This is a genomic window from Citrobacter sp. Cpo126 (assembly GCF_030332445.1).
Lineage (GTDB): Bacteria > Pseudomonadota > Gammaproteobacteria > Enterobacterales > Enterobacteriaceae > Citrobacter > Citrobacter portucalensis.
The window spans coordinates 67,879-90,277 of record NZ_JAOWHT010000027.1; the positions used below are offsets into that span (position 1 = coordinate 67,879).

General features: G+C 51.4%; 23 protein-coding genes and 1 pseudogene. 15 read left to right on the forward strand and 9 right to left on the reverse strand.

Going from position 1 to position 22,399, the window contains the following annotated elements:
* Window positions 1–4: 4 nt before the first annotated feature.
* The 6 genes from OGY17_RS05345 to OGY17_RS05370 are packed head-to-tail and all read left to right on the forward strand — an operon-like array spanning window position 5 to window position 4,855.
* Window positions 5–814: a DeoR/GlpR family DNA-binding transcription regulator gene (locus OGY17_RS05345; RefSeq protein WP_172313033.1), complete on the forward strand. Its 810-nt coding sequence runs from the start codon at window positions 5–7 to the stop codon at window positions 812–814.
* Window positions 795–1,571, forward strand: a complete 777-nt coding sequence (locus OGY17_RS05350) for a hydroxypyruvate isomerase family protein (protein WP_286606567.1) — start codon at window positions 795–797, stop codon at window positions 1,569–1,571. Before OGY17_RS05345 ends, OGY17_RS05350 begins: the two co-directional genes overlap by 20 nt.
* Before the next feature lie 28 nt (window positions 1,572–1,599).
* Entirely contained in the window at window positions 1,600–2,412 is an 813-nt protein-coding gene (locus OGY17_RS05355; RefSeq protein WP_008784143.1) for a beta-keto acid cleavage family enzyme, read from the forward strand.
* Window positions 2,413–2,433: 21 nt separating this feature from the next.
* Complete coding sequence (locus OGY17_RS05360; RefSeq protein WP_286606570.1) at window positions 2,434–3,780, forward strand: bile acid:sodium symporter family protein; 1,347 nt, start codon at window positions 2,434–2,436, stop codon at window positions 3,778–3,780.
* Between the two features lie 5 nt (window positions 3,781–3,785).
* Window positions 3,786–4,205: a GlcG/HbpS family heme-binding protein gene (locus OGY17_RS05365; protein ID WP_032942726.1), complete on the forward strand. Its 420-nt coding sequence runs from the start codon at window positions 3,786–3,788 to the stop codon at window positions 4,203–4,205.
* Window positions 4,202–4,855 carry an aspartate/glutamate racemase family protein gene (locus tag OGY17_RS05370; protein WP_286606572.1) on the forward strand — a complete coding sequence of 218 codons (654 nt, stop codon included), beginning with the start codon at window positions 4,202–4,204 and terminating at the stop codon, window positions 4,853–4,855. The genes OGY17_RS05365 and OGY17_RS05370 overlap by 4 nt, the downstream gene beginning before the upstream one ends.
* A 97-nt stretch (window positions 4,856–4,952) precedes the next feature.
* On the opposite strand, the gene sucD is transcribed toward OGY17_RS05370, so the two are convergent.
* From sucD to sdhC, 8 genes are all read right to left on the reverse strand, one after another.
* Window positions 4,953–5,822: a succinate--CoA ligase subunit alpha gene (gene sucD, locus OGY17_RS05375; protein WP_003022929.1), complete on the reverse strand. Its 870-nt coding sequence runs from the start codon at window positions 5,820–5,822 to the stop codon at window positions 4,953–4,955.
* Window positions 5,822–6,988 (reverse strand): ADP-forming succinate--CoA ligase subunit beta, encoded by a 1,167-nt coding sequence (gene sucC, locus OGY17_RS05380; RefSeq protein ID WP_003022927.1) that lies wholly within the window; start codon window positions 6,986–6,988, stop codon window positions 5,822–5,824. Before sucC ends, sucD begins: the two co-directional genes overlap by 1 nt.
* A 90-nt stretch (window positions 6,989–7,078) precedes the next feature.
* The gene (odhB, locus tag OGY17_RS05385; protein WP_003022925.1) at window positions 7,079–8,302 is read right to left on the reverse strand and encodes a 2-oxoglutarate dehydrogenase complex dihydrolipoyllysine-residue succinyltransferase; all 1,224 of its coding nucleotides are present in this window, start codon (window positions 8,300–8,302) and stop codon (window positions 7,079–7,081) included.
* 14 nt (window positions 8,303–8,316) lie between these two features.
* Window positions 8,317–11,118 carry a 2-oxoglutarate dehydrogenase E1 component gene (gene sucA / locus OGY17_RS05390; protein WP_003831411.1) on the reverse strand — a complete coding sequence of 934 codons (2,802 nt, stop codon included), beginning with the start codon at window positions 11,116–11,118 and terminating at the stop codon, window positions 8,317–8,319.
* 349 nt (window positions 11,119–11,467) lie between these two features.
* The gene (gene sdhB / locus OGY17_RS05395; RefSeq protein ID WP_003022921.1) at window positions 11,468–12,184 is read right to left on the reverse strand and encodes a succinate dehydrogenase iron-sulfur subunit SdhB; all 717 of its coding nucleotides are present in this window, start codon (window positions 12,182–12,184) and stop codon (window positions 11,468–11,470) included.
* Window positions 12,185–12,199: 15 nt separating this feature from the next.
* Window positions 12,200–13,966, reverse strand: coding sequence for a succinate dehydrogenase flavoprotein subunit (sdhA, locus tag OGY17_RS05400; RefSeq protein WP_003831409.1), 1,767 nt, complete (start codon window positions 13,964–13,966; stop codon window positions 12,200–12,202).
* Window positions 13,966–14,313, reverse strand: coding sequence for a succinate dehydrogenase membrane anchor subunit (gene sdhD / locus OGY17_RS05405; protein ID WP_003831408.1), 348 nt, complete (start codon window positions 14,311–14,313; stop codon window positions 13,966–13,968). Before sdhD ends, sdhA begins: the two co-directional genes overlap by 1 nt.
* Complete coding sequence (gene sdhC, locus OGY17_RS05410) at window positions 14,307–14,711, reverse strand: succinate dehydrogenase cytochrome b556 subunit (RefSeq protein WP_003831406.1); 405 nt, start codon at window positions 14,709–14,711, stop codon at window positions 14,307–14,309. The genes sdhD and sdhC overlap by 7 nt, the downstream gene beginning before the upstream one ends.
* A gap of 383 nt (window positions 14,712–15,094) precedes the next feature.
* Here sdhC and OGY17_RS05415 point away from each other — a divergent pair.
* From OGY17_RS05415 to OGY17_RS05455, 9 genes and pseudogenes are all read left to right on the forward strand, one after another.
* Window positions 15,095–15,205, forward strand: a pseudogene (locus OGY17_RS05415) (hypothetical protein).
* Between the two features lie 203 nt (window positions 15,206–15,408).
* Window positions 15,409–16,692 (forward strand): citrate synthase, encoded by a 1,284-nt coding sequence (locus tag OGY17_RS05420; RefSeq protein WP_003831404.1) that lies wholly within the window; start codon window positions 15,409–15,411, stop codon window positions 16,690–16,692.
* Window positions 16,693–16,920: 228 nt separating this feature from the next.
* On the forward strand, window positions 16,921–18,660 hold the full coding sequence (gene tssD, locus OGY17_RS05425; RefSeq protein ID WP_286606575.1) for a type VI secretion system tube protein TssD: 1,740 nt from the start codon (window positions 16,921–16,923) through the stop codon (window positions 18,658–18,660).
* Window positions 18,647–18,931: a bacteriocin immunity protein gene (locus tag OGY17_RS05430; protein WP_137366193.1), complete on the forward strand. Its 285-nt coding sequence runs from the start codon at window positions 18,647–18,649 to the stop codon at window positions 18,929–18,931. The genes tssD and OGY17_RS05430 overlap by 14 nt, the downstream gene beginning before the upstream one ends.
* 34 nt (window positions 18,932–18,965) lie before the next feature.
* Entirely contained in the window at window positions 18,966–19,244 is a 279-nt protein-coding gene (locus tag OGY17_RS05435) for a bacteriocin immunity protein (RefSeq protein ID WP_286606577.1), read from the forward strand.
* Between the two features lie 28 nt (window positions 19,245–19,272).
* Window positions 19,273–19,614 carry a hypothetical protein gene (locus OGY17_RS05440; protein ID WP_286606579.1) on the forward strand — a complete coding sequence of 114 codons (342 nt, stop codon included), beginning with the start codon at window positions 19,273–19,275 and terminating at the stop codon, window positions 19,612–19,614.
* A 57-nt stretch (window positions 19,615–19,671) separates the two neighbouring features.
* Window positions 19,672–19,953, forward strand: a complete 282-nt coding sequence (locus OGY17_RS05445) for a bacteriocin immunity protein (RefSeq protein ID WP_286606581.1) — start codon at window positions 19,672–19,674, stop codon at window positions 19,951–19,953.
* Between the two features lie 76 nt (window positions 19,954–20,029).
* The gene (locus tag OGY17_RS05450) at window positions 20,030–20,434 is read left to right on the forward strand and encodes a DUF2251 domain-containing protein (RefSeq protein WP_286606583.1); all 405 of its coding nucleotides are present in this window, start codon (window positions 20,030–20,032) and stop codon (window positions 20,432–20,434) included.
* Between the two features lie 122 nt (window positions 20,435–20,556).
* The gene (locus tag OGY17_RS05455; RefSeq protein WP_286606585.1) at window positions 20,557–21,603 is read left to right on the forward strand and encodes an AbrB family transcriptional regulator; all 1,047 of its coding nucleotides are present in this window, start codon (window positions 20,557–20,559) and stop codon (window positions 21,601–21,603) included.
* On the opposite strand, the gene nei is transcribed toward OGY17_RS05455, so the two are convergent.
* Window positions 21,600–22,391, reverse strand: coding sequence for an endonuclease VIII (nei, locus tag OGY17_RS05460; RefSeq protein ID WP_153753522.1), 792 nt, complete (start codon window positions 22,389–22,391; stop codon window positions 21,600–21,602). The genes OGY17_RS05455 and nei overlap by 4 nt on opposite strands.
* Window positions 22,392–22,399 lie beyond the last annotated feature (8 nt).

Consider the following 22,399-nt stretch of genomic DNA (forward strand, 5'->3'; position numbering starts at 1 on the left):
TGCCATGATGATCCCCGAGCAACGACGTGATTTTATCTACCGCTACGTGCACGAAAAAAATGCCGCCTCATTTAATGAACTGGCAGATCTAATGAGCGTGTCGCATATGACCGTACGTCGCGACATTCAGTTGCTGGAAGAAGAAGGCAAAGTTATCGCCATTAACGGCGGCGTGAAGCTCAATAACCTGCTGAAATCCGAACTGCCGTGGCGGGAAAAAGCCGAGTTGAATCATGATGTGAAGCGCAAAATGGGCCAGCTCGCCGCTATGCTCATTGAGCCCGGACAAACGCTGTATCTGGATGCCGGAACATCGTTGTTTGAAGTGGCGAAAGCGGTAGCCGCCAGCCACTGTTTCAATCTGACGGTCGTCACCAACGATTTTTCCATCAGCCACTATCTGATGGATATGCCACACATTACGCTCTATCACACCGGCGGTCTGGTGGATCAGCGTAACCGCTCATGTCTTGGCAAAAGCGCCGCCAGTTTTCTGCGCACCATTAATATTGATGTGGCGTTTCTCAGCTCATCGTCGTGGGATACCGAGCGCGGCATGTCGACACCGAGTGAAGGGAAAGCCTCGGTCAAAGAAGCGGTGCTCACCGTCTCCCGGCGTCGGGTGCTGGTCTGCGACAGCAGTAAGTTTGGCAAATACGGCATGTTCCACATCTGTGGGCTGGAGCAGTTAACCGACATTATTTCTGATAACCGGTTACCGGAAAATGCGCAGCAGACTATTGCCAGCCAGGGCGTTAAGCTGCATCTGGTTGATGGCCGGGAGGGTGCACGCCATGCTGAAGTTAGCGGCTAACCTCGACTGGTTATTTACTGATTTACCGATAGAGGGTCGATTTCAGGCGGCAAAAGCAGCCGGTTTTCGCGGCGTAGAAGGGCTGTTTCTCTGGCAGCACCCGCTGGAGCATTTGCGGGCCGCTCAGCGGGAAACATCTCTGCCGGTGGTGCTGATGAACGCCCCGGCTGGCAACTGGGCACAGGGTGAACGGGGACTCGCTGCATTGCCCGGTCGAGACCAGGAATTTCATCACAGCCTGAACGTGGCGCGAGATTACGCCACGGCGCTGGGCTGTCGCCGGGTTCACGTTATGTCCGGCTTGCGCTGCAATGACCTGACGCTGCACGCCCAGCGCGACCTCCTGACGAATCGACTGCGCATCGCCTGCGATGTGATGGTAGACGCGGAAATCGATGTACTGATTGAACCATTAAATTCGCAGGATATGCCCGATTATTTTATTGACAGTTTCCCGCTGGCTGAATCTATCATTCACGAGGTTGGTAAGAAGAATATCGGCTTACAGTTTGATATTTACCACTGTCAGAAAACTCATGGCAACGTGGCGAAAAATATCGAACGCTATTTTACCCTTATTAAACATTTTCAAATCGCTTCTGTTCCTTATCGCCATGAACCAGGAACCGGGGAGTTAAATGAAGCATGGCTATTTAATTTTATAAGAAAAATGAATTACCAGGACTGGATTGGCTGTGAATATCAACCGTCAACATCAGGGCCGGAATCATTACGCTGGATAACGCCTTACCTATAATTTTAATATCTCTGTACCGGAGGAAAAAATGTCGGATACTGTTATTATTTCGCTGGCACCCGTTGCCGCGGATTGCCCCAGAGTTATACCCGAAGAACTGGCGCAGGAAATACTCGCCAGCGTAGAACATGGCGCGTCCATCGTCCATTTACACGTTCGCGATAAACAGGGACGCCTGACGCCAGATACTACCGACTTTCAGGCAACAATTGACCGCGTTATGCGCCATTCAAACCTGATTATTCAGGCTTCTACCGGCGGCGTCTCTTCGATGTCCATCGCCGAGCGCTGCGCGCCACTGGCCTGCCCCGGCGTGGAGATGGCCTCGCTGAACGTCGGTTCCGTTAACCTCGGTGATGCGGTGTATTTTAATCCCGGTCCGGACGTGGAATATTGTTCACGGCAAATAACTGAACGCAATATTATTCCAGAGTTTGAAGTTTTTGAAATCGGCATGATTAATAACATCCTGAACCTTGAAGATAAAATAAAATTTCAAAAACCTATGCTCTTTAATATTGTTCTCGGTCACCGCGGCAGTACGCCTGCAACCGTTGATGCATTAATTGCTCTGCGTAGCATGATCCCACGCGACGCCTTATGGGGAATTACTCATTTTGGCAGAAGGAATTTCGATATTATCGCTGCCGCGGTCGCTATGGGTGCCAGTGAAGTGCGAATCGGCTATGAAGATAGTTATTATTTAAGCGCCGAAGAAAAAGCTCAGCATAATTATCAGCAGGTAGCCAAACTCGCTACGCTCATTCGCAGTATGGATAAAAAAGTTGCTACGCCGGAAATTGCGCGGCGCATGTTATCTATTCCACCCCGGCAGCAATAACAACAGCAAGGACATTTCAACATGACTATGACCACTGTTATTCACAAAACCGGACTCGGCATCAGCGTTGCGGGCGTGGCGCTGGCGATTATCGGCGCGCTCATCCAGTCCACGGCGCTGTGGCAGCCGGGGCTGGTGATGTTCACCGTCGGATTCGCCGCCGGTGCAGGCTACTGGCCTGGTTTACGCAGCTATCAGTTTACGTTGTGGATCATCGCCGGTTTTGTTGCCGCCATGATCTGGTCTACGGATCTGATCGTCTGGGGCGGTTTCAATATCACCCATAAATGGATCGTGTTCCTTGTGATTCAGGCCACCATGTTCAGCATGGGCACCAAGCTAACGATCCAGGATTTTATTGATGTCGCCAAAATGCCGTGGGCAGTTTTTATCGGTACCTTCTGCCATTTCGTGATCATGCCCCTGCTCGGCCTGAGCATTACCCTGATCTTTGATTTTCCGCCTGAAGTCGCGGTAGGCATTTTATTGATTGGCGCTTGCCCCAGCGGTCTCTCGTCGACGGTGATGGTTTACATCGCCAACGCCAACCTCGCGCTGGCGGTATCAATCGCCGCAGTCTCAACGCTGGCGGCAACGGTAATGACACCGTTGTGGGTTAATCTGCTGGCGGGTTCGATGATCGATATCCAGCTCACCGCGATGGTGATGGACGTGGTGAAAATCGTATTAATTCCCATTGGCGCAGCAATTCTGCATGACTATCTGAAAACCTATGCAGGCGTGCGCGGACGCCGTGTTGTCCAGATGCTGGCCGGGATCGGCGCAATTTGGCTGCTGTATATGATTGCCGGCGGCTGGGACGCGCTGTTTGGTCATGCCAGCGCCGAAGCGCAGATGTACGCGGTGGTCCTCAACTTCGTAGCAGGCGGCCTCGTTTGGGCATTGTTCTACAACTGGCTGTATGGCCGCGTGGCGGGCGTGAAGAAGGTCATGCCAACCATCTCAATGATGGGGATCATTTTCTTTACCACCACCGCCGCCGCAGCCGGGCGCGACAACCTGGTGCAGGTCGGTTTCCTGCTCTGCTTCGCCATGTTGATGCATAACCTCGGCGGCTTCCTGATTGGTTATCTGATGAGCCGCTGGATCTTCCGCATGGACGTGCAGTCTGCCCGTACCGTGGCCTTTGAAGTCGGCCTGCAAAACGGCGGTATGGCGTCAGGGCTTGCCGCCGCGATGGGCAAACTGGCAACGGTTGGACTCGCATCAGCGGTGATGACACCGCTGGGTAACGTTAGCGGCTCGCTGCTCGCCAACTACTGGCGCAAAAAAGACGCCAGACAGGCGCAGGTAGCAGCAGCCAAAGATCCCGTTCAACCTGCTTGCGAAAATCTGTCGAAAGGATAATCACGATGACAACTCTCACTCTGGGACACGCCCTGCGCGCCGTAACCTATGCGCTCGAACTCGCCGAAACACGTTATGCAAATCGCCCGTTAAGCGTGGCCGTATGCGATGCCAATGGAGAACTGCTCAGCTTTGCGCGGATGGATAACGCCAAACTGTTAACCATCGAGTTAACCCAGCGTAAAGCGCGCACCAGCAGCCGCCTGGGCTGCACCACGCAGGCATTTTTACAGCGTCTGCAAAAAGAGCAGCTGGATATTAGCTATTTTGCCGATCCGCGTTTTACGGCGCTGCCGGGCGGGATCCCGATTCTGCACCAGGGGAAATGCCTTGGAGCCGTCGCGGTGGGCGGTTTATCCGCGCAGGAAGATCATGATGCGGCGCTGTCCGTCGCGGAAACGTTACTTAAGGAGATTGCCCAATGAAAAAGGTCGCCATGCTGCATACCAGTGCAGCCACGCTTACGATAATGCAACAGCTGATCGCCGACATCATGCCGGAGGTCGAAGTGATGCACCTGGTTGAAGAATCTATGATTAAACAGGTGATGAAAGCCGGAGGCGTATCGCCAAATATTGCCGCCCGCATCGCCGACTATGTGCATATTGCTGAAAAGGCGGACTGCGATATCTTTATTACCGCCTGCTCTTCAATTGGTACTGCGGTGGAGCAATGCCAGTTTATGACTCCACTCCAGCTCGCGCGCATTGACCGCGCGATGGTAGAAGAGGCGATTGGAAAAGGCGAGCGGATCGCCGTGTTGGCAACTGTGGCAACCACGCTGAAGCCAACGCTGGATTACGTCCAGCGTAAAGTTCAGCAAAGCGGTAAATCACGAACCATTACGCCTGTATTAATGGAGGATGCATTCCACGCGCTGCTGGCGGGAGATATGGATACCCATGACCGTATCGTCAGTGAAGGGTTACAGAGCGCCTTTACCCAGGCGGATGTCGTGATGCTGGCGCAGGCTTCGATGGCGCGCGTTTTACAACAGCTCCCTTCCCCGCCGGTGCCGGTAATGACCTCACCGGAAAGCGGAATTCGCTGGTTGAAAACGCTGGCTGAACGCTAAATTCCCGGCAAAAAAAAGGCCATCATCAGATGGCCAACCATGTCGAAACGGGACCAGCCCTTGACTATGCAGAGAGTCAGGGCTGTTTTTTTATTTCTTACTTAATAACGGTTTTCAGCGCTTCGCCGATATCGGCCAGGCTACGAACAGTTTTCACGCCTGCGGCTTCCAGCGCAGCGAATTTCTCATCCGCTGTACCTTTACCACCCGCGATGATCGCACCCGCGTGACCCATACGCTTACCTTTCGGCGCAGTCACACCCGCGATGTAACCCACAACCGGCTTGGTCACATGATCTTTAATATAAGCAGCTGCTTCTTCTTCCGCGCTACCGCCGATCTCACCGATCATGACGATCGCTTCAGTCTGCGGATCTTCCTGGAACAGCTTCAGGATGTCGATGAAGTTAGAGCCTGGGATCGGGTCGCCACCGATGCCCACACAGGTAGACTGGCCGAAACCATAGTCGGTGGTCTGCTTAACCGCTTCATAGGTCAGGGTACCTGAACGGGAAACGATACCCACTTTACCCGGCTTGTGAATGTGGCCCGGCATGATACCGATTTTACATTCACCCGGAGTGATAACGCCTGGGCAGTTCGGGCCGATCATGCGTACGCCAGCTTCATCCAGCTTCACTTTCACGGTCAGCATATCCAGCGTTGGGATACCTTCGGTGATGGTGATGATAAGCTTGATGCCTGCATCGATTGCTTCCAGAATGGAATCTTTGCAGAACGGTGCCGGAACATAGATAACGGTGGCGGTTGCGCCGGTCGCTTCTACCGCTTCACGTACGGTGTTGAACACTGGCAGACCCAGATGCGTGGTGCCGCCTTTGCCCGGCGTAACGCCACCGACCATTTGCGTACCGTAAGCGATCGCTTGTTCGGAGTGGAATGTCCCCTGGCTACCGGTGAAGCCCTGGCAGATAACCTTGGTATCTTTATTAATTAAAACTGACATTATTTCCCCTCCACTGCGGCAACAACCTGCTGAGCTGCATCCGTCAGACTTTTCGCTGCAATAATATTCAGGCCGCTATCAGCCAGTTTTTTCGCGCCGAGTTCAGCGTTGTTACCTTCCAGACGTACCACGACCGGAACGTTTACACCTACTTCTGCTACCGCGCCGATGATACCGTCAGCGATCAAGTCGCAACGTACGATACCGCCGAAGATGTTAACCAGTACGGCTTTAACATTGTCATCAGAGAGGATAATTTTGAACGCTTCGGTTACACGCTCTTTGGTCGCACCGCCGCCAACGTCGAGGAAGTTAGCCGGTTCGCCGCCGTGCAGCTTAACGATGTCCATGGTGCCCATTGCCAGGCCCGCACCGTTAACCATACAACCGATGTTGCCGTCCAGTGCGACGTAGTTCAGTTCCCACTGTGCAGCCTGCGCTTCACGCGGATCTTCCTGAGACTGGTCGCGCATTTCGCGCAGGTCAGCCTGGCGGAACAGTGCGTTGCCGTCAGCGCCCAGTTTGCCGTCGAGGCAGATCAGGTCCCCCTGCTTGGTCACAACCAGTGGGTTGATTTCGATCAGCGCCAGATCGCGCTCCAGGAAGATAGTCGCCAGACCCATGAAGATCTTGGTGAACTGCTGAACCTGTTTACCTTCCAGACCCAGTTTGAACGCCAGCTCACGACCCTGGTAAGGCATCGGGCCTGCCAGCGGATCGAGCGCCACTTTGTGGATCAGGTGCGGGGTTTCTTCCGCTACTTTTTCGATTTCCACGCCGCCTTCGGTAGAGGCCATGAAGACCACGCGACGGGAGCTACGGTCAACAACTGCGCCGAGGTAAAGTTCTTTACCAATGTCGGTCGCGGCTTCAACCAGAATCTGATTTACCGGTTGGCCATGAGCATCTGTCTGGTAAGTGACCAGACGTTTACCCAGCCAGTGTTCAGCAAAAGCGCGAATGTCTTCTTTGCTGTTTACCACCTTCACACCGCCCGCTTTACCACGGCCACCAGCGTGAACCTGACATTTCACTACCCACGGGCCAGCGCCGATTTTAGATGCAGCTTCTTCGGCTTCACGCGGAGTAGTACAGGCATAACCCACCGGTGCCGGTAAGCCATAGCGGGCAAAAAGTTGTTTTGCCTGATATTCATGTAAGTTCATGTGTTCTGTCCATCCTTCAGGTAATCGTTATCTTTTACCCGTAGGTCTGATAAGCGTCCAGACCTACGGGGCAGGTGATACTCTTATTAACTACACGTCCAGCAGCAGACGCGTTGGATCTTCCAGCAACTCTTTAATGGTTACCAGGAAGCCTACTGACTCACGACCATCGATCAGACGGTGGTCATAAGACAGCGCCAGATACATCATCGGCAGGATTTCAACCTTGCCGTCTACCGCCATCGGACGATCTTTGATGGCATGCATACCCAGGATGGCGCTCTGCGGTGGGTTGATGATCGGCGTAGACATCAGGGAACCGAACACACCACCGTTAGTGATGGTGAAGTTACCACCCGTCAGATCTTCAACCGTCAACTTGCCGTCGCGACCTTTAACTGCCAGTTCTTTAATATTCTTCTCAATGTCAGCCATACCCAGCAGATCCACATCACGCAGGACCGGCGTGACCAGGCCACGCGGCGTGGAGACCGCCATGCTGACATCAAAGTAGTTGTGGTAAACCACGTCATCGCCGTCGATGGACGCGTTCACTTCCGGATAGCGTTTCAGCGCTTCAACAACCGCTTTCACGTAGAAAGACATAAAGCCCAGACGGATACCGTGGCGTTTCTCGAACGCATCACCGTATTGCTTACGCAGGTCCATGATTGGCTTCATGTTGACTTCGTTGAACGTGGTCAGCATGGCGGTAGAATTTTTCGCTTCCAGCAGACGCTCGGCTACGCGTTTGCGCAGACGGGTCATCGGAACACGTTTTTCGCCACGCGCGCCCAGTTGAGCCTGCGGTGCAGGTGCTGCAGCCGGCGCTTTTGCTTCGGCTTTCGCAGCCGGAGCTTTCGCCAGATGTTTTTCAACATCTTCACGGGTGATACGACCGCCGACACCGGTGCCGTTGATAGCGCTGGCTTCGAGGTTATGCTCACCCAGCAGGCGACGGATCGCCGGGCTCAGGGCATCGTTGTTCTGCTCAGCAAGAGACGCCTGCTGGCGCTGTGCCGGAGTAGAATCTTTCTCTTCAGACTTAGCACTGGTTTCTTTACCGGTGCTGTTGCCTTCACGCAGGCGACCGAGGATCTGGCGAGAAGTGACGGTTGTCCCTTCATCTTCCAGAACAGCATCAAGAATACCGTCCGCTGATGCCGGTACTTCCAGTACCACTTTGTCAGTTTCGATTTCTACCAGTACTTCATCACGACGTACTGCATCGCCCGGTTTTTTGTGCCAGGTTGCAACCGTTGCATCCGCTACGGATTCAGGCAGGTCGGGAACAAGAATATCTACGCTACTCATTATTTATCCTTTATTTAATCGACGTTCAGCGCGTCATTTACCAGATCTTGTTGCTGCTTCTGGTGAACGGACATATACCCTACTGCCGGAGAGGCAGAGGCCGGGCGACCTGCATAACGCAGAGCTGACCCAAATGGAATTACTTCACGGAAATGATGCTGGCTGCAGTACCATGCGCCCTGGTTGAGCGGCTCTTCCTGGCACCAGACAAAATCATGTACGTGAGCAAATGGTTTCAGCGCTTCCTGCACCGCTTTATGCGGGAACGGATAGAGCTGTTCGATGCGCACAATGGCGACATCTTTTTGGTCGTTCTTGCGGCGTTGCTCCAGCAGGTCGTAATAAACCTTACCAGAACACATCACGACGCGCTTCACGCCTTTAGGATCAAGTTCATCTACTTCGCCAATGGCTGGCAGGAAAGTACCATTTGCCAGTTCATCCAGCGTAGACACCGCCAGCGGATGACGCAGCAGCGACTTCGGTGACATCACCACCAGCGGACGACGCATACCGCGCAGCGCCTGACGACGCAGCATGTGATAAACCTGCGCCGGGGTAGACGGGACGCAAACCTGCATGTTTTGCTCAGCGCAAAGTTGCAGATAACGTTCCAGACGCGCGGAGGAGTGTTCCGGACCCTGACCTTCATAGCCGTGCGGCAGCAGCATAACCAGACCGCACATACGGCCCCATTTCTGCTCGCCGGAAGAGATGAACTGGTCGATAACGACCTGTGCACCGTTAGCGAAGTCACCGAACTGTGCTTCCCAGATGGTTAGCGTGCGCGGTTCTGCTGTGGCATAACCGTACTCGAACGCCAGCACGGCTTCTTCAGACAGCACGGAGTCCCATACGCGGAAGGTGCCCTGTCCGTTATGCACATGCTGCAGCGGCGTGTAGGTTGAACCGTTCGCCTGGTTATGAATCACCGCGTGACGGTGGAAGAAGGTTCCGCGACCGGAGTCTTCACCCGACAGACGGACCGGAATGCCTTCGTCAACCAGCGTGGCGTAAGCCAGATTCTCTGCACCACCCCAGTCAAACAGCTTCTCGCCTGCGGCCATGGCCTGGCGGTCGCCGTAAATCTTGGCAACACGCGACTGCATTTCAACCGCTTCAGGTACGGTGCTGATACGTTTTGCCAGCTCCTGCAGACGCTTCATCTCAACTTTGTTCGGGTAGTTTTCATCCCATTCGTGGTTGAGGTACGGCGACCAGGTGAAGGAGTGCATGTTCATTGGACGCCACTCTTTCACTACGCATTCGCCAGCATCCAGCGCGTCACGGTACAGATTGACCATCTCGGTCGCATCTTCCAGCGTGGCGACCTTGTCCGCTTCCAGCTTATCAGCGTAGATTTTGCGCGGGGTCGGATGCTTTTTGATTTTCTGATACATCAGCGGCTGGGTTGCGCTCGGCTCGTCGGCTTCGTTGTGGCCGTGACGGCGGTAGCACACCAGATCGATAAAGACATCGCGTTTAAAGGTATTACGGAAATCCAGCGCCAGGCGGGTCACGAAAGCGACCGCTTCCGGGTCATCCGCGTTCACGTGGAAAATCGGCGCCTGAACCATCTTACCGATGTCGGTACAGTACGGTGTAGAACGCGCATCCAGCGGGTTAGACGTAGTGAAGCCCACCTGGTTGTTGATAACGATGCGAACGGTACCGCCCACTTCGTAACCACGCGCTTTCGACATGTTCAGGGTTTCCTGAACCACGCCCTGCCCGGTAACTGCCGCATCACCGTGAATGGTGATTGGCAGGACTTTATTGCTGCTCGGCTCGTCCAGACGATCCAGACGCGCACGTACGGAACCGATAACCACCGGGCTAACGATTTCCAGGTGCGACGGGTTAAACGCCAGCGCCAGGTGCACCAGACCGCCTTCGGTTTCGATATCTGATGAGAAGCCCATGTGGTACTTCACGTCACCGGTGCCGAGGTGTTCTTTATGTTTGCCCGCAAATTCGTCGAACAGTTCCTGCGGGCGTTTGCCCAGTACGTTAACCAGAACGTTCAGACGACCACGGTGCGCCATGCCCAGTACCACTTCACGGGTACCGCTGTTACCGGCGTGGCGGATCATCTCTTTGAGCATTGGGATTAACGCATCGCCGCCTTCCAGCGAGAAGCGTTTCGCGCCCGGGAACTTAGCGCCCAGGTAGCGTTCCAGACCTTCTGCTGCGGTCAGTTCACTGAGGAAACGTTTCTTCTCTTCGCTACTGAATGCGGCACGGCCAGACTCGATACGCTGCTGAAGCCAACGTTTTTCTTCAGTGCTGGTGATGTGCATATACTCGGCGCCAATTGGGCCGCAGTAGGTTTGTTTCAGCGCAACAACCAGGTCGCTCAGCTTCATCGTGTCTTTGCCGCCGGCAAAAGAACCTACGTTAAAGCTTTCCTGGAAATCCGCATCGGTCAGATCGTGGAAAGACGGGTCCAGATCGGCCACATTTTCTTGCTGCCACAGTCCCAGCGGATCAAGATTCGCATGCTGATGACCGCGGAAACGGTAGGCGTTAATGAGCTGCAGGACTTTAACCTGCTTCACATTGGCATCAGGGTCGGAAATAGAAGAAGAGTAACGTGGGGTAATCAACGCCTGTCGACGGAAATAATCACGTGTTTTTGAGTGAAGTTGATCCGGTTTGACTCCGGTACCAGGTAACTGCTGGAACGTCGAACGCCAGTTAGCATCTACCGAGTCAGGGTCGGTTAAGAAGTCTTCATAGAGCTGTTCTATCCAGCTCTGGTTAGAACCAGAGAGGTAAGAAGAGTCCAACCAGGCTTTCAAAGCGCTGTTCTGCATCGTGATCCCTTAAGCATTTGTATGCTTACTTCGCCGTGGATACTACCACGCACACCGATGTGCGTGCCGGGGTTCACTTGTTGCGGACTGTCGTGTCATCTGCGTCCGCTAAGGAACCTTTAAAAACTGTCTAATAATGTGGCAGTTTTTAGAGGTTTCCTGCACTTAAATTGCCTGATGGCGCTTCGCTAATCAGGCCTACAAGGTACGTAACCCGTAGGCCGGATAAGACGCTACGTCGCATCCGGCAACCATTGCCTGATGGCGCTTCGCCTATCAGACCTACAAGGTACATAACCCGTAGGCCGGATAAGACGCTACGTCGCCATCCGGCAACCACTACAACTACTTACGCACTACGTTTGAGCAGCATCGACTTAATATGGCCAATGGCGCGCGTCGGGTTTAGTCCTTTCGGACATACGCTGACGCAGTTCATGATGCTATGGCAGCGGAATACGCTGAAAGCGTCACTTAAACCTTCCAGGCGGCTGTCGGTCTCGGTATCGCGGCTATCAATTAAGAAGCGATACGCTGCCAGCAGGCCTGCCGGGCCAATAAATTTGTCCGGGTTCCACCAGAATGATGGGCAGGACGTTGAGCAGCATGCACACAAAATACATTCATACAGCCCATCGAGCTTCTCACGCTGCTCTGGCATTTGTAAATGCTCACGAGCTGGCGGATTTTTCCCATTATTCAACAAGTAAGGTTTAATCTTCTCATACTGTGCGTAGAATTGCCCCATGTCTACCACCAAATCGCGCACAACCGGTAAACCCGGCAGCGGGCGAATGACAATTTTTTTGCCCGGCTGATTCAGCGCAGAAATAGGAGTGATACAGGCCAGTCCATTTTTGCCGTTCATGTTCAGACCGTCGGAGCCACAAACCCCTTCACGGCAGGAGCGGCGGAACGACAGTGACGGATCTTTTTCTTTCAGCTGCATCAATGCATCCAGCAGCATCATGTCGCGCCCTTCTTCCGCCTCCAGGGTGTAATCCTGCATGCGCGGAGCGTCGTCAACATCCGGGTTATAGCGATAAACTGAAAACTCGAGTTTCATTGTCCTGTCTCCGCATTAATAAGTACGAATCTTCGGCGGGAATGCCGGGCGCAGCTTCGGTTCCATATTGACTTGACGTCGCGTCATGGATTCCGATTCTGGCAGGTACAGGGAATGGCACAGCCAGTTTTCATCATCACGTTCCGGGAAGTCGAAGCGGCTATGCGCGCCACGGCTTTCGGTACGGAAGTTTGCAGATACTGCAGTGGCGTACGCGGTCTCCATCAGGTTATCCAACTCCAGACACTCAACGCGCTGGGTGTTGAACTCGCTGGAGGTATCGTCCAGACGGGCATTTTTCAGGCGTTCGCGGATCGCTTTCAGCTCTTCCAGACCTTTCGCCATCGCATCGCCTTCGCGGAATACCGAGAAGTTATGCTGCATACATTCTTGCAGCGCTTTGCGAATCGCCACCGGGTCTTCACCGTTACGGTTACCGTTCCAGCGGTTCAGACGCGCCAGAGAAGCGTCGATTTCATCTTCGGTCGCATCCAGCAGGTCACCCTGCTCAGCGATGGATTCCTGCAGATGCAGACCAACCGCACGACCAAATACTACCAGGTCCAGCAGCGAGTTGCCGCCCAGACGGTTGGCGCCGTGAACCGATACGCAGGCGATTTCGCCGACGGCAAACAGCCCAGGGATCACCACATCTTCGCCCTGCTCATTCACGGTCAGCGCCTGGCCAGTTACTTTGGTCGGAATACCACCCATCATATAGTGGCAGGTTGGGATAACCGGAATCGGCTCTTTGACCGGGTCAACGTGAGCAAAGGTACGGGACAGTTCGAGAATACCCGGCAGACGGGATTCCAGCACTTCTTTACCCAGGTGGTCGAGTTTCAGTTTGGCGTGCGGACCCCACGGGCCGTCGCAGCCGCGACCTTCGCGAATTTCGATCATGATGGAACGCGCCACCACGTCACGACCCGCCAGGTCTTTCGCATTCGGGGCATAACGCTCCATGAAGCGTTCGCCATGTTTGTTCAGCAGGTAGCCACCTTCACCACGGCAGCCTTCTGTTACCAGAACGCCTGCACCGGCGATACCGGTTGGGTGGAACTGCCACATCTCCATATCCTGCACCGGCACGCCAGCGCGGATAGCCATACCAACACCGTCACCGGTATTGATGTGGGCATTAGTGGTGGACTGATAAATACGGCCAGCACCACCGGTCGCCAGCACGGTCGCGCGGGCTTTGAAGTAAACCACTTCACCGGTTTCGATACACAACGCGGTACAACCGACAACTGCGCCATCGGCGTTTTTCACCAGGTCCAGCGCATACCACTCGGAGAAGATGGTGGTATGGTTTTTCAGGTTCTGCTGATACAGCGTGTGCAACAGTGCATGACCGGTACGGTCGGCCGCTGCCGCAGTACGTGCCGCCTGCTCGCCGCCGAAGTTCTTCGACTGGCCACCAAACGGACGTTGATAAATTGTGCCATTGTCGAGGCGAGAGAACGGCAGTCCCATGTGGTCCAGCTCCAGAATGGCTTCCGGACCGGTTTTACACATATATTCAATAGCGTCCTGGTCACCAATGTAGTCCGACCCTTTAACGGTGTCGTACATGTGCCATTCCCAGTTATCTTCATGGGTATTACCGAGCGCAACGGTGATGCCACCCTGCGCGGATACGGTATGGGAACGGGTTGGGAACACTTTGGAGAGCAGCGCACAGGTCTGACCGCTCTGGGAAATTTGCAGCGCCGCGCGCATACCTGCGCCGCCGGCACCAATCACAACAGCATCAAATTCTCTGACTGGCAGTTTCATTACACACCCCACACCACAACAAATCCATAAATGACGTAAACCACCAGCGCAACAACGATAGCCAGTTGCAGAATCAGGCGCACAGCCAGAGGTTTAACGTAGTCGGTCAACACCTGCCACATGCCGATCCAGGCATGAATCAAGATGGAGAAAAGTGCCAGCAGGGTGAAGACTTTGGTGAATGCCGATGAGAAGAAACCGGTCCAGACTTCATACGTCAGCTCGCCGCTGGTGGCGAAGAAACCGACCATATAGATGATGTATAACGTCAGAACGATAGCGGTAGCACGGACCAGAATGAAGTCATGTACGCCGTTGCGTCCTAATGCGGAGGCGTTGCTTACCATACGAGGACTCCTGCGAGAAGTGAAAGCACGACAATGATAACGAAACAAATTTTGGCGGAGCGTGTCCCTGCTTCGAGGGTTTCTTCGATATAGCCAAAATCCATCAACAGATGGCGAATGCCCATTACGGCGTGATATGCCAGCGCAATCAGGATCCCCCACAGAATTAACTCCACAAAGAAGTTATTCATAATGGATGACGCAGTGAGGAAACCTTCAGGGGAGGAAAGGCTGGTACCCAATAACCACAACAGAATCCCGACCGCCACAAAGGTGATCACTCCGGATACGCGATGGAGAATGGACGCTATCGCCGTGATTGGGAACCGGATCGTTTGCAGATCCAGATTGACAGGTCTTTGTTTTTTCACATTTCTTATCATGAATAACGCCCACATGCTGTTCTTATTATTCCCTTTAGACTTCGGGTACAGAAGATGAAGACACCTGTAGCCTGAAAGACGACGGGATTTCCTTCCTCCGGTCTGCGTGCGGGTCAGACAGCGTCCTTACTATAACTACGCGTCATATAAAACACTGCTTCCAGATGCTAAAACGACACGTTACAACGCTGGTTGGCTCGGGATTGCAGGGTATTCCGGAGACCTGGCGGCAGTATAGGACGTTCACAAAATCATTACAATTAACCTACATATAGTTTGTCGGGTTTTATCCCGAACAGTGACATAGGTCACGATAACAACATTATTTTAATTTTTAATCATCTGATTTGACAATCATTAAACAAAGTTGTTACAAACGACACCAGAAAAAGCATATAATGCGTAAAAGTTATGGGGTCACTCTTTCACCGGAGATTTAGTTATGTAACAGTGTGGAAGTATTGACCAATACCTTCAGGACAGTTATTAGTGATAGACAGGTTAAATAATTCGGATTGCTAAGTTCTTGATTTGCAGTTTATTCGCCATGAAAAGACCGTTTTACCTGCAAGCGCCCATAGCTCTGTACCCAGGTCATCCCCTCTTTCGCAGAGCGGCGAGCCAAATAACAAACTGGTAACGGTTTATTGATGCACGAAGGCAAATTTAAGTTCCGGCAGTCTTAAGCAATAAGGCGCTAAGGAGACCGTAAATGGCTGATACTAAAGCAAAACTCACTCTAAATGGTGACGCTGCTATTGAACTGGATGTGCTGAAAGGTACGCTCGGTCAAGATGTTATTGATATTCGTAGCCTTGGCTCAAAAGGGATGTTTACTTTTGACCCAGGTTTCACCTCTACCGCATCCTGCGAATCCAAAATTACTTTCATCGACGGTGACGAAGGTGTTTTGCTGCATCGCGGCTTCCCGATTGACCAACTGGCGACCGAGTCCAACTATCTGGAAGTGTGTTATATCCTGCTGTACGGCGAAAAACCGACGCAGGAAGAGTACGACGAGTTCAAAACCACAGTCACTCGCCATACCATGATCCACGAGCAGATCACCCGTCTGTTCCACGGTTTCCGCCGCGACTCTCACCCGATGGCCGTTATGTGCGGTGTAACCGGAGCGCTGGCAGCGTTCTATCATGACTCGCTGGATGTAAACAACGCGCGTCACCGTGAAATCGCCGCCTTCCGCCTGCTGTCCAAAATGCCAACCATGGCAGCGATGTGCTACAAATATTCCATCGGGCAGCCGTTCGTGTACCCACGTAATGATCTCTCCTACGCCGGTAACTTCCTGAACATGATGTTCTCTACGCCGTGCGAAAAATACGAAGTGAATCCGATTCTGGAACGCGCAATGGACCGTATCTTAATCCTGCACGCTGACCACGAACAGAACGCCTCAACCTCTACCGTACGTACCGCGGGCTCTTCTGGCGCTAACCCGTTTGCCTGCATCGCGGCAGGTATTGCTTCCCTGTGGGGACCGGCACACGGCGGCGCAAACGAAGCTGCGCTGAAAATGCTGGAAGAAATCAGCTCTGTTAAACACATTCCGGAATTTGTTCGCCGCGCGAAAGACAAGAATGATTCCTTCCGTCTGATGGGCTTTGGTCACCGTGTTTATAAAAACTATGACCCGCGCGCTACCGTCATGCGTGAAACCTGCCACGAAGTGCTGAAAGAACTGGGTACCAAAGATGATCTGCTGGAAGTGGCGATGGAACTTGAGCACATTGCGCTCAACGACCCGTACTTCATTGAGAAGAAACTCTACCCGAACGTAGACTTCTACTCCGGCATCATCCTGAAAGCGATGGGTATTCCGTCCTCCATGTTCACCGTGATCTTCGCCATGGCACGTACCGTTGGCTGGATTGCACACTGGAACGAAATGCACACCGACGGCATGAAAATCGCGCGTCCGCGTCAGCTGTACACCGGCTACGACAAGCGCGATTTTAAGTCTGATATTAAGCGTTAATTGTTCAGGCCACCGGATAATTCCGGTGGTTTTTTTCAGTTCCCGTCTTGTTCATTGCATTCACCTCTTCAATATTACCTTCTCTCGTTTACTCGCCCTTTAATATATTTAATTGAGCGCAATTACTACCCTGTTTAATATAGCATTAATTGCCAAAGCATTATTTGATCTTTAAATTCATTAACTATTTAATCCAGCCTCATAAAACACAGCGCTGGATTAAATGGCATGGGCGACCTTATTTATCTGAAGATAACAGGTGAGCGACAAGGCGATATCTCTTCTGGTTGTGGTACAGACGCATCGATAGGAAATCGCTGGCAGGAAAACCATCCTGATGAGATTTTTGCTTTTTCGCTCTCTAACGGATTAGTTAATACGGGTTCTGGTATTAATACCCGGATGCTAAGATTTGAAAAATTAATTGATAAAAGCACACCACTATTTATTAACGCCATCAATAACAATGAACGTCTATTTATTGAAATTGATTTATGGCGAATAAACAGATTCGGCAGATGGGAACGCTACTATTATATTCAATTAAGAAATGCTTCGGTAAAAAGCATACAAACCTATGTGGCCCTAAACGAGCTGGATACCGAAGAAATTGCGGTATCGTATGACTATATTCTTTGCAAGCACCTGATTGCCAATACGGAATTTAACTACCTGACATTGCATGCTGAGTACAACCGTTTATTTATACCACCCCGCAATCAGCCGGCTAGTTCGATAATACCCGTTGCGAACCGACCTCCCCCCCCAGCACCACTCATTCCTGCAGTCACACCGGTCTATGCCAAATCCTGTCTGAAAGAGAAAGGCTGTACAGACGCAGGGAGCCGTGAAGAATCGGCTGAAAACTTCGGTCAGATGGCGGTTTTCGCACAATCTTCCGTCAATGATTGTTGCGGATATGCGCAGCCTGCAGAAGCCTCGACCGCGCAGCCGATCTTAGGTGGGCTGACGCAGGTGTGGGGCGAGTGGTCACTCGGTGGCATGCTCAGCGCCGCACGAGGCGTTCCTTATATCGGAGCGCTGGCTTCCGCGCTGTATATTCCGTCCGCGGGTACGGGCAGCGCACGCGTTCCCGGACGCGATGAGTTCTGGTATGAAGAAGAACTGCGGAAAAAGGCGCTGGTAGGTGGCACTGCCACAACCCGCGTTCGTTTTTTCTGGGGAACCGACATTCACGGTAAGTCGCAAGTCTACGGCGTGCATACCGGCGAAGGTACTCCGTATGAAAACGTGCGCGTCGCAAATATGGTGTGGAATGATGACCATCATCGCTATGAATTTACACCCGCCCACGACGTAGACGGGCCGTTAATCACCTGGACGCCGGATGACCCCGCGACGGGTGATTTACCTAATCACACAGGAAGCAATGTTCCACCGCTTGATCAGCCAACAATTCTGGTGACACCCATCCCGGATGGCAAAAATGAGTACACCACGCCACCGTTCCTTGTGCCGGATGTCGCCGATTTTAACGATTATATTCTGGTCTTTCCGGCCGATTCAGGCATTCAGCCGATATATGTATACCTGAAAACAGCCCGGGACGAACCCGGTACAGCAACCGGCCACGGTGAAATTTTATCCGGAAATAATCGTTGGCTTGAAGCCGCCAGTTCAGGGCTGAGAGCGCCGATACCGGCACAGGTGGCAGATAAGCTGCGGGGAAGAACGTTTCGCAACTTTGACCATTTCAGAAGAGAGTTCTGGCTTGCGGTGTCAGAGTGCCCTGAGCTTATGAAGGATTTTAAACCTTCTAACCAAACCCTGATAAGAATGGGGTTAGCACCATATCCTGGTCCTTCAGAGCAAGTAGGTGGCAGAAGCACTTTTGAACTTCATCACTTAGAAGAAATCCAGCATGGCGGAGAAGCGTTTAATATGGATAATATAAATATTACTACTCCTCGCTTACATATAGGAATACATAAAAATGCTAATAGATAATGAAAAAACAATAAGCGATTACACTGAGTCAGAGTTCATTGATCTACTATCTAACTTTTTTGAGAATAAACATGGACTAAATGCTAGTGATTTTGGTAAATTTATCGATAACCTACAACTACATGTAGTCAAAGTCACCCAGCATCCACTTGGTAATGGACTGATTTTTAATACTCCAGATGAGATTGAATGTTCACCCTTAGGAATATTTAAGGAAATAAAAAAGTGGAGAACATCTCATGGATTAGAGTTATTTAAAGATTCTAAATGAGCTATACAAAGAAACTTATTATAAAGGTGAGTATATGAATCATCTTAAAAAGATCGAAGACTACACCGAAGCTGAATTCATAGAACTCTTGAATGAATTCTCCGCAAATCCGCGCTATCAAGGCGAAATGGACCGTGAATCTTACATCGACTCATTAGTCGATCATTTCGATAAAATCGTAGATCATCCGGAAGGTAATGGTTTGATTTTCTACCCCCCGGATGACAGGGAAGATAGCCCACAAGGCATCATTGATGAAATCAAAAGATGGCGTAAGTCCAAGGGACGAGCGTCATTTAAAGATTCAGAATAAAAACCTTCACAGGTAATGGAAAAACAAATTGAAAACCAATTTCAATATTTTAGGGATAGATTATTTCATTGAAAATGTGAAGAGTATTTACGATGAGTTATCTACTATAGATTTTACCAAAACAGTATCAGAGGAGGCTATCCGACTAGATGAAGATTTATTTCAACTAACCCAAAATAATGGTGTTGTCATAGACATCGGCTGGTACCCCTCGCTTGACGAGAAAGGGGAGTTTCTTATCCAGGTTATATCGGATGACGATTGGGATCACCCTATGATAAAAACATCCTCAGGATGGGATAAAAATGAGCTGATTGAAAAGTTAAACAAGGTTTTAGGTCAGTTGCTTTTAATTTTAAAAGCTGAATAACTATTTCAAAAACAAATAACAGCATTTTGCAAAGCCTCTTATTATTAAGGTGAATATATGATTCATTTTAAACAAAAAATAGAAGACTACACTGAAGCTGAATTTATAGAATTTCTGAATGAATTTTTCAGTAACGTTTACAATCTGAAAGGAAGAGAACTTGAATCTCATATTGACTCATTAGTCGATCATTTCGATAAAATCGTGGATCATCCGGAAAGTGATGGATTGATTTTTTATCCCCCGGATGACAAGGAAGATAGCCCACAAGGCATCATCGATGAAATCAAAAAATGGCGTAAGTCCCAGGGACGCTCATCATTTAAAGAATCAACCTAAACATTTCAAATCAAGCATTTAAATCATTAATATCAATTTCAGAATAGCGTAGTTTTATACATCCAGGGAAATTAAAATGACAATAACGGTCACGGTTCAAGCTCAACTCATCGTCGGTGAAAAGCAGGTAATAGAAAGTTTAGCTCCTGAAGGTTCATACGCTGCTGTATTTGAAGATAATGGTCAAACCGAATATTTCTATGCACTTGATGAATCTGTAGACGGAAATCCTATCAAAGATGCTCTACATATTTACAATGCAGAAGACGTTTCAGATGGACATATCCCATCAGATGTGAAGATCGGTTGGTCAGAAAATAGTAAGAAATGTGTGTTGCTGATAAATGGTTACCCACATGGCGTCTTTGATTTTGAATCTAAGAATGGATACTGCCGGAGCGATTTTCCACCTACAATCAGTCAGGAGTGGTCTATCTTCGGGCATGCCTGGAATGATGCTGTCGACGATTTTTTCAGATAACAGGCATCAATACCCGATCGCCGGTTAGTCCGTTTTTATTGATACCTGATATTTTTTTCAGCTGACTTTTTCTCTATGCTGTATCAAGACATTGAATGCAGTATAAAACAAGGGAGCATGGGATGCCTGTTTTGCAGTGGAGCCTGTTGTTTGTGCTATCGCTCCTTCTTTCCCTGCTCTTTCTGTTTATCCATCTTCCAGGCCCCTTGCTGCTCGGTTCGATGATCGTCGGCATCATTTTCAGTATGCGCGGCATCTCGCTGCATCCTCCTCGCAGCACGTTTCTTGGCGCACAGGCGATTCTCGGCTGCATGATTGCCCAAAATCTGACCGGTTCAATCTTCACAACCCTTGCAGCCCACTGGCCGATGGTGATTGTTATCCTGCTGGCAACCCTTATCAGCAGCGCGATAATCGGCTGGCTGCTGGTTCGCTATAGTAATCTACCGGGGAATACCGGTGCGTGGGGCTCGTCACCAGGCGGTGCAGCAGCAATGGTCGCAATGGCCCAGGATTATGGCGCCGACATCCGGCTGGTGGCGTTTATGCAGTATCTGCGCGTACTGTTGGTGGTCGGCGCGGCAGCGCTGGTCACCCGGCTGGTGATGGGCGACCAGGCCCAAACGGTCAGTGAACAAATCATCTGGTTTCCGCCGCTAAGCGGCAATCTTTTCAGCACTCTGATGCTGGCCGCCGTTGCCGGCACGGCTGGGCGCCTACTGCGTATTCCCTCTGGTGTTATGCTATTGCCAATGCTGGTGGGGGCCTTGCTGAATGCAAGCGGAGTGATGGTGATTGAACTGCCGGAATGGCTACTGGCAATAGCCTATATGTCAATTGGCTGGCAAATCGGTCTTGGCTTTGACAAGCAGATCTTTTTGATGGCGTTACGACCACTGCCACAGATCCTGTTGTCCATTTTTTCACTGATGGCGATCTGCGCAGCCATGGCCTGGGGACTGGCGCATTACATGCAGATCGACTTTCTCACTGCCTATCTGGCAACCAGTCCTGGAGGAGTGGATTCTGTTGCGGTGATCGCCGCAGGAAGCCACGCTGATATGGCGCTCATCATGGCGATGCAAACCCTGCGACTGTTCAGCATTTTGTTAACTGGCCCCGCAGTCGCGCGGTTTATTTCGGTGCACGCACCAAAACAACCCGCTTAGTGCTGACAACCCGGGCACCAGTAAAAGGGGCGCGAAGAGAGCATCGTTTTCTCGATTATTCCACCACAACGCTCACAGGTTTCGCCGTCCCGATGAAAGACCTTGAAGCGAAACAACGCACCGTGATGTTTATTCTCATCGACCAGGCCGCGGGTAGTATAAGACAGCCGCGGAATATCAAGCAGCGCATGTGCCAGTTGATCCAGTTGCTCATCACTAAGCTGCAACGCTTTATGCTGCCCGGTCAACCCAACCTGCCAAAGGATCTCTACCCGCAGGTAGTTACCTAATCCCGCCAGAAATGCCTGGTCCAATAGCAGACCAGAAAACTGGCGATTGCGAAAACGCGGAGATAACAGACGCGCTTTAACCTCATCAGGCGTTAAACGTAAATCCAGTACATCCGGCCCTACCCGTTGCAGGAACGGATGGGTGGTGAGCTGTTCTGGCGTCAGCATTTCAATATCAGACGCACTATAGAGCAGGATAGTTTTGTCGTGTGTCTGCAGCCTGACGCGCAGTACCCGCGAAGTTTGCGGGATTTTGCCGGTGTCCACCACTCGCCACACGCCATAGAGCTGATTGTGACTGTACAGCGTCAGGCCATTAGAAAAATGGGTCAGTAATGCTTTCCCCCGCGTTTCAAGCTGGGTAACACGTTGCCCAATCAGTTGAGATTGATACGGTTTTAACTGCTCAAAGGCAAACCAGACATCCGTCAGGGGTTTGCCTTTGACTGCCGCCTCCAGGTTATCCGCCGCGCGGCGGATCTCCGGGCCTTCAGGCATAATACTTT